Consider the following 16,986-nt stretch of genomic DNA (forward strand, 5'->3'; position numbering starts at 1 on the left):
GCTTTCGATGTTCCCACCTCCTGTTTTTACGATTATCTGGCCCGCAGGCGGACGATTAACCGTGAACGTATGCAACAGCGCTGTGAGTTGCGCCGTTTGTTCAAAGAAAGCCGGAGCTCAGCAGGCAGCCGCGCCTTGATGTCGATGATGCGAGAGTTGGGGTATCAGATTGGCCGATTCAAAGTACGTAACCTGATGAAGGAAGCCGGGCTGGCATCCAAGCAGCCGGGCGCACACCGTTATAAGGTGACACGGTCTGAACGACCGGATATTCCCAATCTGCTGGCTCGCGAATTTGATGTCCAGCAACCCAATCAGGTGTGGTGTGGCGATATCACCTACGTCTGGGCCGGTGGTCGTTGGCATTACCTGGCAGCGGTTCTTGATCTGCACACCCGGCGGGTCGTGGGCTGGGCGATGTCTGATAAACCTGATGCAGAATTGGCAATCAAAGCACTGGAGATGGCCTATCAGCAGCGGGGTTGCCCATCCGGTGTGCTATTTCACTCTGACCAGGGCAGCCAATATGGCAGTAGGGCATTTCGGCAACGACTGTGGCATTATCGCATAACCCAGAGCATGAGTCGTCGTGGCAACTGCTGGGATAATGCCCCGATGGAGCGGTTGTTCAGAAGCCTGAAGTCAGAGTGGCTGCCGGCAACGGGATACATGAGCGTGCGGGAGGCAAAGCGGGATATCAGTTATTACGTGATGAATTACTACAACTGGCGGCGTCCACATCAACACAATGAAGGGATACCGCCAGCAAGAGCCTAAGAACGGCCTAACCAAGTGTCCGGATTTAGTTGACTACTACAATCACTAGTTGATAGTCGGCCAAATAGCCTCTTATTGCACAATCTGGCTGGATAACAACACTTGCAACATCTGCTTTTGATGCTCAGCTATCTCATCCTCCTGCCAGCGACCCTTCTTTTTCATAAGCCTGATCATTGCGAGCAACTTGAGGCTATCAATCTGGTTGTTGGCAAGGCTCGCTTCAAAGTGCTCCTGCTTCTGTTGCGGCTGGAAGTTACTCAGGCGCGAGTTCTTGCTGTGGCTGATAAGGCAAAGGTTGCCAAACGAATGAAGTGCACTCTGCTCGACCGGTTTATAACCATCCATCGGATGCTGGGGTGAGAAGTGTTCCACCGAACTGCGGAATGTAAACTTGAAACGGCGATACAACTCCATATCACGATCTTTATCTTGATTTCGATTCGTAACCCACAGCAGGTAGTCGAGGAAATTGAAGACAAAGTTGTTCTCGATATGACCGAAGCGAAGTTTGGATGTAATCACCTCGTGCCAGCTCTCATCCACATTGATGGCGGGCAACAGGGCGTTATCTAGGTAGAGCATCTGATAATAGGAAGCCCCTTCACCCGGCGCCAAAAAGCGCTGGAAGACAAAGCGGCGAGCCTGACTCTCCAGATAGGACAGATAAGCCCCTGCCTCTACCGGTTGATCAGGGTGACAATTGTCGAACAGATATCTCAGTGCACCATTCAGCCAATGTTTGTAAACCAGGGTCGGGGTCGACACATGAAACGCCGACAGCAACATCAGGATCCGCCGGTTAACACCAGAGAAACCATTCTCATTTTCATCCTTGTCAAAAGTATTGATGTAACTGACGCTCTTTTCCGAATACCAGTGCAGCCGCTTCAGACTCCAACCATCCTTGCCATCGGCAAACTCGCGCTTGATGATGAACTGATCAAACAGATACTTGCTCTTTAACAGCCCATAGATAAAACGCTGAACTGCCGCTACTGGATCCGGTTGCCTTATCACTCGCAGCTCAAACTGATCAACCAGTTGTTTATCATCAAGCGGCACCCCCTCCGTATCACCCGGGTCGCGGCTAACGAGTCGCAGCACATGGAGCAAGAAGTTGGAGAAGTTGATGACGCTGTTAAAGCGCTCGGAGCCTGCGCTCTCCTCCTCTACCGTCTGCTCACCATCGAGCTTGTCATCCTGCAAAATGGCCAACAAGGTGCGCCCCTGGCTACCGGCTGCTGCACGGCTTTTATCGACAGCGTCAGCCGTGTTAGGGGACCCTAGCAGATCAAGCAGATGGGCAAAATCACGGGGCACAAACTGGCCCCAGTCGCTCTCACCAAACAGACGGTGGCGCTCTTGCGGGGTAAAGCCGTACTGGATATAGCGCTCCATATTGGCGCAGGCATCCCATACCCGGGTCAGGATATGAATACTTTGGCGACGATGCTCTTCCTCGGGTATCTGGTTCAGCGTCTCCATCAGCCGCGCCTTGATCACTTCATGCTTTTCCAACTGCTCGCCGCGATTGTTCATCGCCTCGAAGAAGTGATTGAGATCGGTATCCTTGGGTACTTCGATACGAGAGATCTGCACATGCTTGAAGAGGTAGTCGCAAAAGGCCGTCAGTTTAGCCCCCACCAAACCAAGATCCGCCATTGCCTTGCCAATCAGCTCAAAACCGTTCACCAGACCTTCATTGAAGGTACTCCCCCGCAAATCGTGGGGGGCAACACCCTGCCATAAGCGCTCGAAGGTATGGCTCGATATCGGGCGACTCTCAAAAGCGAGGTTGATGGTCTGATACCAGCTCATATCCACCGAATCTATCGCGTGATGTTTGAGCCAATTGGCCAGCAGAGAGAGGGTAGTAAAGCGCTGCTGGCCATCGATTACCTCGAAACTGCCATCGTCCCGGGCAAATACCACCAAGGTGCCGATATAGTCGGTTTGCTGTTCCTTGGCTCCGACCGATTTTTGCTGATAATCCAGCACATCCTGCAGCAGCTGGGTGATCTCTCCCTCTCCCCAGGCGTAGTTGCGCTGGTACATGGGCACCAGATAACGGGCGCGATCTTCAAGCAGTGCACGAATGGAAAAGGGGTGGACGCCTGCATCACTCATAATATTTCATCTCCCGAAACAGCCCGACCAGTTCATCTTCGGCGCCGTTGCGATTGTTCTTGTTCTCTCGACTGCTCATGCTAGGCAAAGGGAAGCCGTGCAGGTCTCCCGGCAGACGGGCATCACGAATGGCACGGATCAGATTGTGCTCCAGCACGTAGTTATCCATGGTCGCCAGTTGCACCACCTGCTGGCGAATACGGCAGCGATAGGCCCAGATAAAGCACTTCTCGATGGCCAGTGACAGCCCCTGGCTGCCGAACTTGTCGATATAGAAGATCAGGGCGCAATCGAACATAGCCCGCACATAACGATCCCCGGTGCGGTGGCGACGCTCGTAGCTGCCCAGGGTCGAGAGCACCTTGCTGGCCATCGGTGTCAGCGTTTCGCCGAGCAGGGTGGCTGATTGCGTCTTGCCGGAATCAGACTCCTCGGCCACGATGGCGGCGACCCGCGTCTGGTAGTACTCGGCCATCTCGAAAAAGCGACGGCCATTGATGATCATCTGGTCGAGATGAAAGGGAAACGTCATGCGCTGGCCGTCAATCTTGCGCTGGTACTGGCTGTTGTACTCATCGACAAAGTGGTGGGCGATACGCAGCGACTCCACGTAAGGGAAGTGCCCCACCCGGTCGAGATTGACCCCCTTGAAGAGATCCACCTCCCCCTTGCCAAAGTAGCGGGCCGACTTGCCCTCGGCCCACTGGCGTACCCGATAGAGATAGAGGGCGAACAGATTGGCAAGCTCGTCGCTTGGCAGGCGCTCCCAATGGGCGACCGCCTCGGCCTTGAGGTTGGCCTCATGGTCAGCAAACTCGCGCAGGTGAAATGCCTTGAGCAGATCGTGGGGGGCCAAATCGCGCCCCCGGGCATTTTGTGAATCGAAGAACTGGAACGCCTCCGAGATATCCTGCAGCACAAAGCAGACTACCTGACAGCGGTTGAGCAGAAAGTCTATTTGCTGCTCGTCAAACTCAGGGCGGGCCACCAGCCGACGCAGTTCCAGATAGTTGCGTCTGAGGTTTAACTCCGAATCACGGCTGGGGAAGTGCTGGCGCTGCATAAACGCATCGATAGGTCCCCGCAAGGCCTGCAATTGCTCACGCAGATCCTGACGTTGAAACCGGATACTCTTCTCTTTGCCATTGCGAGTTTCGTTATCCAGCACCCCGATAAGCGCCTTGACGGTCAACATCAGGGTCAGTGTGCGTTGCTGACCATCGACGATATCAAGCATCTCGCCCAACTTGCTATCGGTGTGCTGATGAAACACCACCGAGCCCAGCCGGTAGGCGCTCTTGTCCTGATGGGTCGCCAGATCACTGAAGAGATCCGAGATATTCTTGGCGCCCCAGCGGTACGGCCGCTGATAGCTTGGGATAGCCAGTTGGGGAATGGCCAGCAACTGGCGTACCGACCGCACCTGATTATTGATGCTCTCCATCATGCCTCCTGCGGTAGGCGGATGCAGCCGGTCAACAACCACTGCATCAGCCCCTGTTTCAGGAGGGAGGAGTAGAGTTCGTTCTTCTTGATAGCCATGAGTCATGGTATTCCGATAAGAGTCTGTGTACACCAAGGGTGCCTGGAAAACGAAAAGAGGCAGAGATTCACAACCTTGCCGGTTACGGAGCCAGAAATTGCCGACGAGTTTACCCATTTGGCCCCGTTGCAACCATGCCTGATATCACATCAGAGTGTGATCGCCGACCGTTTGCTGCAAAAGCCATCATTTGCTTTCAAGCAAGGCTGGCGGTGTACTCTCGCCACGGCATTTGAGTTGCCCCAGCGCGTTGGTTCGGCAGACGGTGCCATCGGAGGCACGCAGGTTACCGAGACTATCCTCACGCCACGTTACCCGTTCGCCGGTTTTGGCATTGCTGCCACGCACATGGCCCAGTGCGTCTTTGCGGTAGGTGGTGCCATCGCTGCCCTTGAGGTTGCCCAACGGGTCGGGACGCCAGGTGATGCCGGTACCCGAGTCTTTGATGTTGCCCAGTGCATCCTCACGCAGGGTGCCCTCTTTGCCATCGTCACACTGATAACGGGTATTGCCCAACGCATCTTCCCGATAGGTGCAGTCGGCGGCAAACACGATTTGCGGCGTTAGGCCCAGCAACAGGGCGATCAGTGACAACGGGCGTGTCGCTAACCAAAAGCCGGGTGGGTTACTCATCGCATATCCCCTCTGACGTGAACTCGGCTGACTATACCGGGCCAGCCGCACAGCTTCGATACTGGGGTTTTGCACATGTCGTGTTTTCAGGCGGATGCAACTTTGACTCTAAAGAGTGTGAACAAGGAGCTCACTGCAATAATTTGAGCCGTGTTACTCTAGGCCAAATGGAACTTGCCTGAGGGATATCATGCCGATACAACCACCACCTTATACTTATCGCTGCCCAACATGTGGCTGGCACAAGACGGTTGTTCCCAAAAGCGATGTCATGGTGCGTGGCCACACCTGGTTTGAGGCCTGTCCCGAGTGCCACCATGCCCCACTGGTACAATCGTCGGCCACCATGGTGGAGCTGGCCATTGCAACGCTGAAGGGGGTCATCCGCAAGTAGCCGCTGTTATTGCCCCTTGCTATTCCAGCCAGTTTGTCACCAACCTAATGATCAAGCAGCAGGACAGAGAGTATGGTTGTCAAAGCTGGCTATTCATATGATCGAGAAGGAGATCGTCGTTGAATTTTGAACAGTTGAAAACTCGTCACCGGACTCTGCGTGAACACTCTCCCAGCAACCTCAACCTGCGAGTTCATCGTGCCTTAAGCTGGCTGCAACGTGCTGAAATCGCCGAAGATGAAGATGGCCGCTTTATCTTTCTCTGGATTGCGTTCAATGCGGCTTATGCCACTGAAATCGATGACGATCGTCGCCTCTCTGAACAGGAGACCTTCAAAGGTTTTCTGGAGAAACTGTGCGATCTGGATGAACACAAAAAGATCGAGCATCTGGTTTGGCAGGAGTTCTCTGGCAGTATCCGCATACTGCTGGATACCCCGTTTGTACTGCAAGGCTTCTGGGATTATCACAGCGGCAAGATAAGCGAAGCCCAGTGGAAGGAGCGGCTGGCACAAGGCAAGAATATGGCAAACCAGGCCCTCGCCAGCGGCAACACCCCGCAGTTGCTGGGCGTGGTATTTAACCGCCTCTATACCTTGCGCAACCAGTTAATCCATGGCGGTGCGACCTGGAACAGCTCGGTCAATCGCAAACAGCTGAAGGATTGTGCCAACCTGCTCGGCAAACTGGTGCCGGTGATCATCGAGTTGATGATGGCCCATCCCGATACCCTGTGGGGAGATGCCTGTTATCCGGTGGTTGAGCTGGCTGGTTAATCAGCCGCAAGATGGCGGGCTGCGATGGCCCCGTGACTTCAATCCGTCCGATCTGACAGATAGAAAGCCCCGGCTAACAGACCATAGACCAACCGCACCCGCTCATCCCTGCCCAGCAGCACACCGAGTAGCACTTCGCCGCTTGCTAAATCGTCACCATGCCAGAAGCACCAGAGGGCGGCCTCCACTATATCCAACCAGCTGGCATGGCCCAGCTGATTGCGTGACTTGCGCCGCCAGCTGCCGCGCACCACAGCGCCGCTATTCGAGGAGCGGGCAGCCAGCGCCCGCTGCTCCATCACGCTTGGCGTGAGTCCATCCAGCTTGGCCTGACGGCTGCCGCACCCTCCTCGCAGCAATTTGTCGAGTAGCAGCGCCAACAGACGAAACGCATCCTGATCTTCGAAGCTGGCAGCCTCCCCCAGCAAATCGACAGCACCGACCATCAGTTGCTCACGCCCCAGATAGATGGGCTGTGACGTGCAATCCAGCCTATGTTGCTCGACATGGATAGCCAATGCCGTCACCACCGCCAACGGTGAAGTCTCACCCTCTTGGTGAAACGCGTCTTTGGCAAGCAGAGCGGTCAGCTCCTTAGCCCATTCGGCTGACAGCAGGCAATAGATCCCCTTGATCAGGGGCATGGCCGCCTGACCTGATAACAGACTTGAGTTCATAGCGCCTCAGTGACGATCGCGTTTGAAGTGAGTGGTTTTATAACCGACGGTGACACCGTCTTGCAGAACCAGATAGTGACGTCGCAGCCGCTGGCAGCATTCCGCTGGCACTCCGTACTCGGCTTGCAGCATCGCAACTCCTTTGCGATCGAGATAAACCAGTTCGCGCCCCTGGCGATATGCAGAGCGTCCGATGCTCAGCAGCAGCTCTACCAGCTCGGGAGCAATACCGCGCTGCTGCATCCGGCACGCGGCATGATGGCTGTACGCACTATCCAGCTTCCCGTTCATGGCATTCCCCTTTGGCGCTCATTTCGATGGACTCATTATATGTAGCCTGTATAGTCATGCCGATACTGGTTACATAAACATGTCGCATTTTGGAGCACGTATGGCACCCAAAGAGCTCACCTGGGATCAAACCCTTCGTTTTCGTCTGCTGGAGATCGTCTTGCAGTGGGAGGGACGGCTGACCACCAACCATCTGATGACCGCCTTCAATATCGGCCGCCAACAGGCGTCGCGGGATATCAACCACTACCTGACCCACTACTCACCGGAAGGGCTGGTCTATGACAGAAGCCTGAAGGGATACAAACCCACAGAGCACTTTGTCCCGCGCTTTAGTGAGGGAAATGTGGATGAGTACCTGATGCTGCTACACCGTGAAAAGCAGCACCAGCGCCAACATGAAGCGGGCCTGTTGACACTGCCGCTGATGGATCTGCGCTACGGCCACATCGAGATCCTGGATGTGCCAAACCGCCATATCGACCCGAAAATCGTGCGTGGCTTGGTGCAAGCGGCGCGCGGCCAACTGCGGGTCGATGTCGATTACGTATCCCTCAGTTCAGAGGAGCAGAGCGGCCGCAATATCGTGCCTCACACTCTGGTCTATGACGGGATCCGCTGGCACGTACGTGCCTACTGCGAGAAGAAGGGGGAATATCTGGATTTTGTGATGAGTCGTTTTCGGGGCGAACCGGATCTGCTGGATGCCTCCCCTCACGGCCGGGATCAAGATCTGGAGTGGAACACCCAGGTAACCGCTGTAGTCGTTCCCAATCCCAGACTCAGCGAAGGACAACAGGCCATTATTGCCAGAGACTATGCCATGACTGAGAACCAGCTATTGATCAGCCAGCGCATCCCTTTAATGCACTACGCATTGGAACGAATGCAAGTGAGCTATAACGGAGAACATCAACAACATCCCCTGCTCTACCCGCTGGTGCTGGCAAATCGGGAGGAGCTCATCCAGCAAGGCTGTACCTTCAAGCTCAAAAATATAGATTGTTAACCACGACAAAAAAAGAGAGGCATAACGCCTCTCACATTTATAATCTTAATATCACAGGACTATGACCATATTTACCCGAGTTCAACAACATTAACTTTTTTGCGTTTATTTCAACCTATCCATAGCGCTTTTTAGCGCCATACCTGTTTGAATATTCCTGTCTTGGCTGTCTGAAACGATCACCTCCGAAGTACGAAGTGCCTGTCGAGCCTGCAGAGGTTTCTGGATTCGCCCTATTACACTCATTGTGTCATGGTAACCCTGCTCAATCCATGAACCGATATGCTGGGCAGTAAAGCCAAGCAGATCCTTTCCACCTCCAAATAAACCATCATGACGTTTTAAGGAACTTTGCGGGCGAATCTCCAACACTGTAGTATCTGGGAAATTGTGACGGTCCCACGGCGAGCCATCGCTCAGGTGGGTGACAATCACCATATTGCAACCAGCGTCAACCAAAGGCTTTACTGGTGTGTTGCCCTGCATTGTATGCCAGCCTCCCATTCCACCGTCACTATAAAGCACACCATTAATCTCGCGTGATTTAAACAATAAGGGTAACGCAGCAGAGGCTAGCAAAGCCTCTTTCTGTTTATTGACAGGTAAACTTTGTACGTGATGGAACTCCGAAATACGAGTCGATCCGACCCCAAACTCGGCGGCTATACAATTCAGAATATCTTTCATGCCACCATCTGTAGGATATAAAGAGACGTACAATGGCAACCCAGAGCATAAGGCATCGATATCCAGATAGCGGTTCATCAAATCGATAAGTGGCTGATCAGATAACAACGAGTCACTTTGCTGCCCTACCCCCCCCGCAATCAATGCAGCACGACTGAGAGCTTCGAATATAATGCCTCCCGCTTTGCTTAGTACTGGTGTGCCGAACCCTAAGCCAAACTGTGTCAGGAGTGAGAAATAGATAGATTTGTTTAGCTCTAGCACCTTGCTATTGCCAAGATGCGACCAAATTTCCGCCATCCTTTCCGCTGCCTGAGCCAAAGTATCTGAAGAGGCCAAAATAGCTCCATTTAGTGCACCGATACTAGCACCAGCCACAACATGAACATCTGTACCTGATTCAGCCAAGGCTCTGACCACACCTACCTCATAAGCACCAAGGGCACCACCACCGGAAAGCGCCAGCCCTACTTTCATCTGCTGCTCCATACTAACTCCTTGCTGAAGATTTCATCGACCATCGCACCAGCAATACGTTCTGCAGAACACAACCTTGGCATACGTCTTGGCAGAGCGTTGTATGACTGTGTAGTAGACCAGATGATGGGATGAGTATCTTCATTACACCAGTCCGCCAACCAGTTAACGGCTGCGGACCAGTCACTGTGTTGCTCATGCTCACCCTGCCAGGTTAACCAACTGCGCGTGTCGTGACACATTGATGTTGGACAGTTATGGTCTTCTGCAAGCTGAACCACTGCTCTATTTCTTAGAATATCCAGCAACTGTTTTGCCTGTTGCGGTTCACCATGGCGGATCACTTCACCAAATGCCCCCCAACGCAGCTCTTCCAGTGCCACATAGCAACGTCCAGCCAGCGGTAGGAGTGAATAGCGACCTGCTTTCCAAGTGGAAAATATTTGTTCCAAATGCAGCTGGCCGCGCTGCAGCCGATCGACACTACGGAGCCGTTGTTCCAGATGATGTAACTGTTTATTAACTTGCATCGCCAACATGTTCAACTGTTCACGAGTGTCTGCAGAATAATGCGCAATGGTAGCTGTATCCTGCATCAACGAACTGACCCTATCGTTCACTTGTGCAAGCGCATAGTTTGTGGTAGCAAGTGATGACGTTAACTCGGTAAGCCAATTGAGAGAAGCCTCCACCCCATCTAGCAACGAAGCATTAATAGCTTGCTGCCTCTGGGATGATCGTCCGTTGAATCCTTCTTTGATGCGCCGAAAAAAGGATCGATCTGTTTGCTGACGCACATGGTCATGAACTACATCTATCCCGTTGGCAAAATCAACGATAAATTTCTCCGGCAGGCATGCCAGAATATGGCACGCCTCGCTATTAGGAAAAGTTTCAGAAAATGTAGCTATCACAGCATCAGCTCCAGTTCTTTCTTGAGTATCTTACTGTCACTGATCATCTCCGGTGTTAGCTTTCTCAGAACACTAAGGCGCTCAGTCAATTGTTCTTGTTCTTGCTGGCTACTTTTATGATCTTCTGTGCTCTGGATCAGAGTATGTCGAAGCTGCTCCACCTTGCCTTTGAATGTAATGAAGAAGCTTTCAATCTCTTTGAGAATTGGGGCGTTGACTTGCTGATCAATAGCGTTATTCAGTTTTTCAAAATGCTCTTTGGTCTGATTTCTGACAGCATTCTTAATTGTATTAATATTCACCACACTACGGGTGACATCTTCTTTATAGGTTTCCCAGCCCCAATCATCTGTGTTAAACCAACCGCATAACGTTCCCCACACGCCACTGGATCGACGATGCCGTGTTTCGCTAAATGTTTTCTGTTCTAGCAGATTGGCTATACGAGTGTCGGTGGCAAGATGAGTCTTCAACTCACTGACTTTCGGAAAAGATATTTTCACAGTAAAACCATCTTCCTCCAGACGTGAGTTAATTTGGCTTGCAATCTTATCAACTGCTAACATTGTTTTAGAATGAAAGCTGCCTTCAATGCCCCCCACAACTTTGGTCAACATTGGTTTAATTTCTTTTTCTTTTTCAGCTAAAATACTAATAACTGACTCTTCAATCTTTTTAATAAACTGCATTGCTTCAGCATGTTCAGAAAATTTAACTTCTGGATTTTCTGGATCAAAATCACGCGATTGCTGCCCAACATTTCCAGCCCAGGCCCCCAATAAAGTGCCGAAAACCCCTCGTTTATCACTTTCTCCACGGTTATTCTTGTCATGTTTTGAATGACGTTCAAATTCCTTGTTCAGCGCTTCTTCTTGGCGCTTTCCTTCTTGGAAGTACTTATCCAGTTCTTTTTCCAACTTGCTTTCAGCATTATTTAACAACTTTTTGGTTTCATGGGTGATTTCCCCCATGACAAATTTCACCTCCTTATCAACTTCTTGCTGACAAGCCGCAACCTCCTCAATGTCTTTGATAAGGTCTTTAATTTGTGTCTGTAAGCTATGAATATTAGCTTGCAACCCCTGATGACGCAGAGCCAAATACTCATCGGCACTCTCAGAATTTTGTACCAATTTAGCTGCAGCAGAATCCACTGCTAATGCAGCAGCCTTAGTATGGGCTGCTTGGATAACCTCTGAAATTAACCTATCGAAGAATGAATGTTGCCAAAATTTATTTGCCCTCTTTAGTACATATTCACGATCTGCGAGATCTTCTTCATCGCAACCTGCCATCATCATAAAATCGTTAACCCATCCTTCCCTGGCTGAAAGTTGATTTCCCTGACTAATGACACTACGTGCATGATTTGCCAGATAAGCATGACGTGATGACCCTGGATAAACACGTTCACTACTGAGTAATCCGTTTTCTAACATGGTAGGAACTGTTTGTTTTACCGTATCTGCATCATCACCATTGCGATCTTTCTGGTCAAATTTATTGACTAATACAAAGAATCGTCCAGCAACAACTTCTGCGATGGCATTTAGCTCTTTGCGAACTTGTTCGTCAGCTTCAGAATTAAGTTGCGTATAATCCATTACAGCCAAAACAGCAGAGGCTTTTTGTAATTGGTCACGCATCATAGCCTGGAGCTGGGGTTGGCCTGCTTCGTTTGGCCCAGGAGTATCGAGCAATGTCAGTGTACCTTGACTATTGTCCATACCAGTAAGGTGACTAAACTCTACTTGAATGACCGGTAGTTTATGAACTTCCGAATAATCATGAAATGGGAATTCGGAACCTAGTTCTGTAGCCAATCGTACTAAATCATTGAGAGCGGATAAACATTTAAATATCTCAACCTCACCATTGTAATTATCTTTTAGCCAATCATCAGTCAAAATATCAAGTAATTTCTCTTTTTCTTTATCTTTTCTCAGTGACTCAACTCTTTGCTTTCCATCAACCGTTTCAATTTTTTTATTCAACAGTAATATTAGCTTGCTGATAGGTTCGACATTACCAAGATGCAAATATGGTGTTGATTTACCAGGTACATGACGGATTAACGTTGGAATCGATGTCATCGGCCGGTTGCGATTAGGTAGAACCTCTTTGCCAACTATCGCATTGATGGTTGTAGACTTTCCCGCCTTCATTGTGCCTACGATGGCGAGAACCATCTCCTTGTTACTAATTTTTATTTGCTCACCCTGTAATTCTTCAATTCTTTTTTTTGCTTTACTGCGATCAAATAACTGAGCATTGCTATCGCCTAGAACTTTCGGTTCTGTGAGCATTTTTTGCAGCAAGTCAATGTTAAGTTCTAACAATCTTTCGGCTTCTTGACACAGCAACTCGATATTATTCTCGTGCATTACTTTCCCTTACTTTTCTCATTTTAATGCAAAAATACACTTTGGTAACATTTTCTTATGCGTTCGCTCTTGAACGAACAAACACACCAAATCTTTTCTGGCCTGATTATATAGATTGGCAATCTAAATTTTAACTACTGTACAGACTCACATGTCACATTTTCAGGCAGAAGTCAGCGCAAACCAGACTGTCGCCCACCACCACACAACTCTTTCCGCCCAATAAACCACCACCTGCACGGCTCGCCCTTCGTTCTGCCTGCGCTATGGTTTACCATGCACACAATTGTGGTGCCTGGCACCGCCCACCCAGGCGCTAGCCGCCGTCATCGGATACCTCATCTCGAGCAACATGAGCAAAACAGCACACGCGGACAACGAGCCAACATTCTACTTCCACGACTACGAAACCTTCGGCATCAGCCCCGCCAAGGACAGGCCGTCGCAGTTTGCCGGTATCCGTACCGATGCGGATTTCAACATCATTGGCGAGCCGCTGGTCATCTATTGCAAGCCGCCGGCGGACTACCTGCCGGATCCAGAGGCGTGCCTTATCACCGGTATCACGCCACAGAAGGCGATGAAGGACGGGCTGTGCGAGGCGGATTTCATTCGCCAGATCCACGAGCAGTTCGCCACCCCGAATACCTGTGTGCTGGGCTACAACAGCATCCGCTTCGATGATGAAGTGACCCGTTACACCCTCTATCGCAACTTTTATGACCCCTATGCCTACAGCTGGCAGAATGGCAACTCCCGCTGGGATATTCTCGACATGCTGCGGGCTTGCTATGCCCTGCGGCCGGAGGGGATCGAGTGGGCGTTTGACGATGAGGGCAAGCCGAGTTTCCGGCTGGAGAAGCTGACGGTCGCCAACGGCGTGACTCACGCCAATGCTCACGATGCACTCTCGGACGTGCTGGCCACCATCGAGATGGCCAAGCTGGTGAAAAAGGCGCAACCCAAGCTATTCGGGTACCTGTTTGACCTTCGCAACAAGAATAAAGTGAAGGCGCTGATTGACGTGGTGACCATGAAGCCGCTGGTGCACGTCTCCGGCATGTTCTCCCCCTGGCAGGGTTGTGCAAGCTGGGTCTCGCCGCTCGCCTGGCACCCCACCAACCAGAACGCGGTGATCATGGTCGACCTGACCCGTGACCCCACCCCGCTTATCGAGCTCACGAGCGAGGAGATCCGCGAGCGCCTCTATACCAAAAAAGAGGAGCTGGGGGATCTGGCGGGCATTCCGGTCAAACTGGTGCACATCAACAAGTGCCCGGTGCTGGCGCCGGCCGCCACCCTGACGGCGGAGCGTGCCGACGAGCTCGGCATCAATCGGGAGCAGTGCCGCAAGAGTCTGGATCTGCTGCGCGCCCACCCCGAGGTGCGGGAAAAACTGGTGGAAGTATTCAATCAGGAGTTCGCCGGCAGCAATGAGAGCGACCCCGATACCCAGCTCTACGCCGGATTCTTTGGCCATGGCGACAAGTCCACCATGGATCTGGTGCGTGCCACCCCCGCGGATCTGCTGGGTGAACGGGAGTTCGCCTTTACCGACTCCCGGCTGCCAGAGATGCTGTTCCGCTACCGCGCCCGCAACTGGCCGCACACCTTGAGCGAAGCGGAGCAGAAACGCTGGCGCCTACACTGCAGCGACTACTTCAGCCACCGTCTGCCGGACTATGTGCCCCGTCTCGAGGCGCTGGCCGAGCAGAACCAGAGTAACGAACGGAACTTTGCGATTCTTAAGAGTCTCTACCACTATCTGGAAGATTTATGAGTTGTGAGTAGTTTCACAATAAATCCTTCCCGCCCATCCCCTTCTTCAGGTCATAATGACGAAGGGGATTTCCCCAAAAACCAATATCTTGCAACATCCTGAGCGGATGTCTCCCAAGCAAGAGATCTCTTTGGCCGAACGGAAGCCATTTGCTGATGCCTCGTCACCACGCACTGCTCGGATTACTGGCCCTGCTGCCGCTGGCAGCCAACGCCGCATACCGGTTCGATGTGCCGGATTATCTTGCTCGCCTGCCCGAGCAGACCTATCGCATCGTAGAACAGAACTTCAACACCCTTTATCAGCAGACTGATTTCACTCCCCTGATCACCAACAGCTACTTCAACGGCTCCCATCTCTACAAGTTTGTCGGGGTACCGCTGGCCATCAGCGCCCAGTCAGGTTTCCAGCTCGAGGTGTTTGGTCAGGTCTATAACCGCGCTTCGCAAGCCTATATGCACCTGAGCGAGGACATGTCCCTTTATCGAGTGATGCGGGTCGATCTGATGGGGAACCCCAATGATCAGTTGGCCATAGGTTTTGGTCTGGGGGTGCCCATCACCCCGTTGTTGACCCTCAAGGCGATCGCCTCCGGCAGTGACATCCCGGGCTATGGCTCCGCCAAATACGCCGTCGGTTTTGAGTGGCGTTACTGATAGCCGCTGGTTGAAACAATTCAGGCTCCGTCTTGGAGCCTGAATTGTATGTGGTGATGCGGTGATCAGGTGTAGCGGATCACCCGCCCCTCGCCCCCTTGCAGGGTCACGGTTGTGCCGACTGCCTGCCCCTGCCAAAAATCGGTTCCCCCTTCCGGCAGCAGAAACTCCTGTGGTTGCCCCTCCCAGTTGAACAGGCAGAGCAGAGTGCCGCCCTCGTGCAGGCTTACTTCGCCGCAGGCAAAGTCCATCGACTCGAAACGGGCAGAGGGTGCCCGGGCGGCGCAGAGCGCCAGCAACTTGCACAGTTGCGCCGCTTGCTCCTCATCGAGATCTTGCAGTCGATCACCGGCCAGCATCATGCCGCTGCTCGCCACCAGCGCAGCCAGATGGAAACTGTAATCCGCCTTGCTTGCCTGCTGGCTTGGCAGATCCCTTAGGCAGATGCAGTCGGGGTCGAGGGCCCAGAGCTTGTCATTTTGCCAGGAGCGGCAGAAGGCCTCGCGGGCAATCTGGCGATAGCGGTGGCCATTGCGCTCCACGTCATCGCTCACCCGCATGCCGTGCACCAGCCCAAGGCTCGGCCAGATCGGGGCGTTGCAACCAAGCAGGAAGGCCCCTTCACCAGCACCACGCAGGATGGCCGCCATACCTCGTCGATAGGCTTCAACCCGGGTGGCCGCCGTATCGTGGAAACGACCACCGTGGATGGCGCCCCAGAAGTTGGCATCGAGCTTGAAGTAGTGGATGCCCCACTGCTCGCGCAGGGTGCGGAACACCTGCTCAAGGTGCGCCTGCACCTCGGGGTGGGTGCCGTCCAGCACATACCAGGGGGTGCAGCGCCAACCGCCATAGGTGACCCGCTCGGAGGGCAACGGCAGACCGTCATCCCCCTTCACAAACCAGTCGGGGTGATCCTGAAACACCTGTGAACCGGGCTCTGCAATAAAGGGAGCGACCCAGAGAGCGGGTTCGCAGCCAGCCTGTTTGATCTCCGCAGCCAATGAAGCAACACCTTGCTCGAACTTGGCCGACGGAGTGAGCCAGTCGCCCATCTTGGCCTGATAGCCGTCGTCGATCTGCACATAGCGCAGTGCCGGGAAGCGCTCGGCACGCACCTGCAGATTTTCGCGAATATCGGCGGCACTTACCTCGGCGTAGTAGTGATACCAGGAGCACCAACCACTCGGGCGCTCACTCACCTTACCGATCAGCGAGCCGTGCTCGACCTCGATCAGCCGTGCCAGCTCGGCCAGCAGATCCTCGCGCTCCGCCCCTTCGAGGCAGATCAGCGCCTCGCTCTGCCAGTGCTCACCGGCCGCAAGTTTTCGCCCTTCGCAGTTCATCAGGATCTGCAAGCGGCCATCGGGATAGAGACGAAACTCCCCGCCAAAACGGTGGCAGCTGGCAAAGGCGAGCAGCAGCCACCCCTTGCCATGCTCCACCAGCAACAGGTTGTGAATGGTGTGATAGCCGTTGTCATCAGTGATGCGATAAACGCTGGCATCGGGGCAACGGCCGACATGTTGCGGTGATTGCCAGCTACCCATGGTCTGGGCCAGCATCTGGAATCCTTCGCCATAAATGGCGCTCTCCACCGGCAGGCCAAGCTTGCCGTCAAACAGCACCCAGCACTCGACCGGGGTGGCATCAGAACCGGTGTTGTCGAGTCGCACCCGACACAGGGGCCCTTCCCACTGACGGGTTTGCAGCAGATGGGGTGGCAACGCATTATCGTTCGCCAACTGGCGAACTCGGGACAAGAGGGATGTCATCACTACTCCTTGTAGTTCGAAAAGGGTTCTATCAGACGATGTTCAACAGATAATCTGCATACAAATCAGCTTCAAACGAACTG

15 protein-coding genes are annotated in these 16,986 nt (G+C 52.9%); 6 read left to right on the forward strand and 9 right to left on the reverse strand.

From position 1 onward, the window contains the following. The coding region (locus AB5Y86_RS05505; RefSeq protein ID WP_368192343.1) for an IS3 family transposase at positions 1-777 on the forward strand (777 nt) is incomplete at its 5' end. Positions 778-849: 72 nt separating this feature from the next. Here the strand turns inward: AB5Y86_RS05505 and AB5Y86_RS05510 are convergent. The 3 genes from AB5Y86_RS05510 to AB5Y86_RS05520 form a co-directional block, all read right to left on the reverse strand. Next, complete coding sequence (locus AB5Y86_RS05510) at positions 850-2,907, reverse strand: DUF262 domain-containing protein (protein WP_368192344.1); 2,058 nt, start codon at positions 2,905-2,907, stop codon at positions 850-852. Further along, positions 2,900-4,354, reverse strand: a complete 1,455-nt coding sequence (locus tag AB5Y86_RS05515; protein WP_368192345.1) for a DUF262 domain-containing protein — start codon at positions 4,352-4,354, stop codon at positions 2,900-2,902. The genes AB5Y86_RS05510 and AB5Y86_RS05515 overlap by 8 nt, the downstream gene beginning before the upstream one ends. 282 nt (positions 4,355-4,636) lie before the next feature. After that, entirely contained in the window at positions 4,637-5,083 is a 447-nt protein-coding gene (locus AB5Y86_RS05520; RefSeq protein ID WP_368192346.1) for a hypothetical protein, read from the reverse strand. Between the two features lie 190 nt (positions 5,084-5,273). On the opposite strand from AB5Y86_RS05520, the gene AB5Y86_RS05525 reads away from it, so the two are divergent. Together AB5Y86_RS05525 and AB5Y86_RS05530 are read left to right on the forward strand one after the other, a co-directional pair. Next, on the forward strand, positions 5,274-5,477 hold the full coding sequence (locus AB5Y86_RS05525; RefSeq protein ID WP_368192347.1) for a hypothetical protein: 204 nt from the start codon (positions 5,274-5,276) through the stop codon (positions 5,475-5,477). A gap of 119 nt (positions 5,478-5,596) precedes the next feature. After that, positions 5,597-6,253: a hypothetical protein gene (locus tag AB5Y86_RS05530; protein ID WP_368192348.1), complete on the forward strand. Its 657-nt coding sequence runs from the start codon at positions 5,597-5,599 to the stop codon at positions 6,251-6,253. A 38-nt stretch (positions 6,254-6,291) separates the two neighbouring features. On the opposite strand, the gene AB5Y86_RS05535 is transcribed toward AB5Y86_RS05530, so the two are convergent. After that, entirely contained in the window at positions 6,292-6,930 is a 639-nt protein-coding gene (locus AB5Y86_RS05535; protein ID WP_368192349.1) for an ADP-ribosylglycohydrolase, read from the reverse strand. A 6-nt stretch (positions 6,931-6,936) separates the two neighbouring features. Next, positions 6,937-7,221, reverse strand: a complete 285-nt coding sequence (locus tag AB5Y86_RS05540; RefSeq protein ID WP_368192350.1) for a DUF4258 domain-containing protein — start codon at positions 7,219-7,221, stop codon at positions 6,937-6,939. Positions 7,222-7,321: 100 nt separating this feature from the next. Here AB5Y86_RS05540 and AB5Y86_RS05545 point away from each other — a divergent pair, with 100 nt between their 5' ends. Continuing rightward, on the forward strand, positions 7,322-8,230 hold the full coding sequence (locus AB5Y86_RS05545) for a WYL domain-containing protein (RefSeq protein ID WP_368192351.1): 909 nt from the start codon (positions 7,322-7,324) through the stop codon (positions 8,228-8,230). A 105-nt stretch (positions 8,231-8,335) separates the two neighbouring features. On the opposite strand, the gene AB5Y86_RS05550 is transcribed toward AB5Y86_RS05545, so the two are convergent. Genes AB5Y86_RS05550 through AB5Y86_RS05560 form a run of 3 tightly spaced genes read right to left on the reverse strand, consistent with a single transcriptional unit; the run spans position 8,336 to position 12,692 of the window. Then, complete coding sequence (locus AB5Y86_RS05550) at positions 8,336-9,406, reverse strand: patatin-like phospholipase family protein (protein WP_182963771.1); 1,071 nt, start codon at positions 9,404-9,406, stop codon at positions 8,336-8,338. Beyond that, positions 9,391-10,308: a YjcZ-like family protein gene (locus AB5Y86_RS05555; protein WP_236346067.1), complete on the reverse strand. Its 918-nt coding sequence runs from the start codon at positions 10,306-10,308 to the stop codon at positions 9,391-9,393. Before AB5Y86_RS05555 ends, AB5Y86_RS05550 begins: the two co-directional genes overlap by 16 nt. Further along, entirely contained in the window at positions 10,305-12,692 is a 2,388-nt protein-coding gene (locus AB5Y86_RS05560) for a dynamin family protein (protein ID WP_368192352.1), read from the reverse strand. The genes AB5Y86_RS05555 and AB5Y86_RS05560 overlap by 4 nt, the downstream gene beginning before the upstream one ends. 352 nt (positions 12,693-13,044) lie before the next feature. On the opposite strand from AB5Y86_RS05560, the gene sbcB reads away from it, so the two are divergent. Further along, on the forward strand, positions 13,045-14,472 hold the full coding sequence (sbcB, locus tag AB5Y86_RS05565) for an exodeoxyribonuclease I (protein ID WP_368192353.1): 1,428 nt from the start codon (positions 13,045-13,047) through the stop codon (positions 14,470-14,472). A gap of 155 nt (positions 14,473-14,627) precedes the next feature. After that, positions 14,628-15,128, forward strand: coding sequence for a hypothetical protein (locus tag AB5Y86_RS05570; protein ID WP_005360277.1), 501 nt, complete (start codon positions 14,628-14,630; stop codon positions 15,126-15,128). A gap of 65 nt (positions 15,129-15,193) precedes the next feature. Here the strand turns inward: AB5Y86_RS05570 and AB5Y86_RS05575 are convergent, their stop codons facing one another. Next, on the reverse strand, positions 15,194-16,903 hold the full coding sequence (locus AB5Y86_RS05575; RefSeq protein ID WP_368192354.1) for an alpha-galactosidase: 1,710 nt from the start codon (positions 16,901-16,903) through the stop codon (positions 15,194-15,196). Positions 16,904-16,986 lie beyond the last annotated feature (83 nt).

This window comes from Aeromonas sp. s8, assembly GCF_040907785.1.
In the GTDB taxonomy this organism is placed as follows: Bacteria; Pseudomonadota; Gammaproteobacteria; order Enterobacterales; family Aeromonadaceae; genus Aeromonas; species Aeromonas veronii.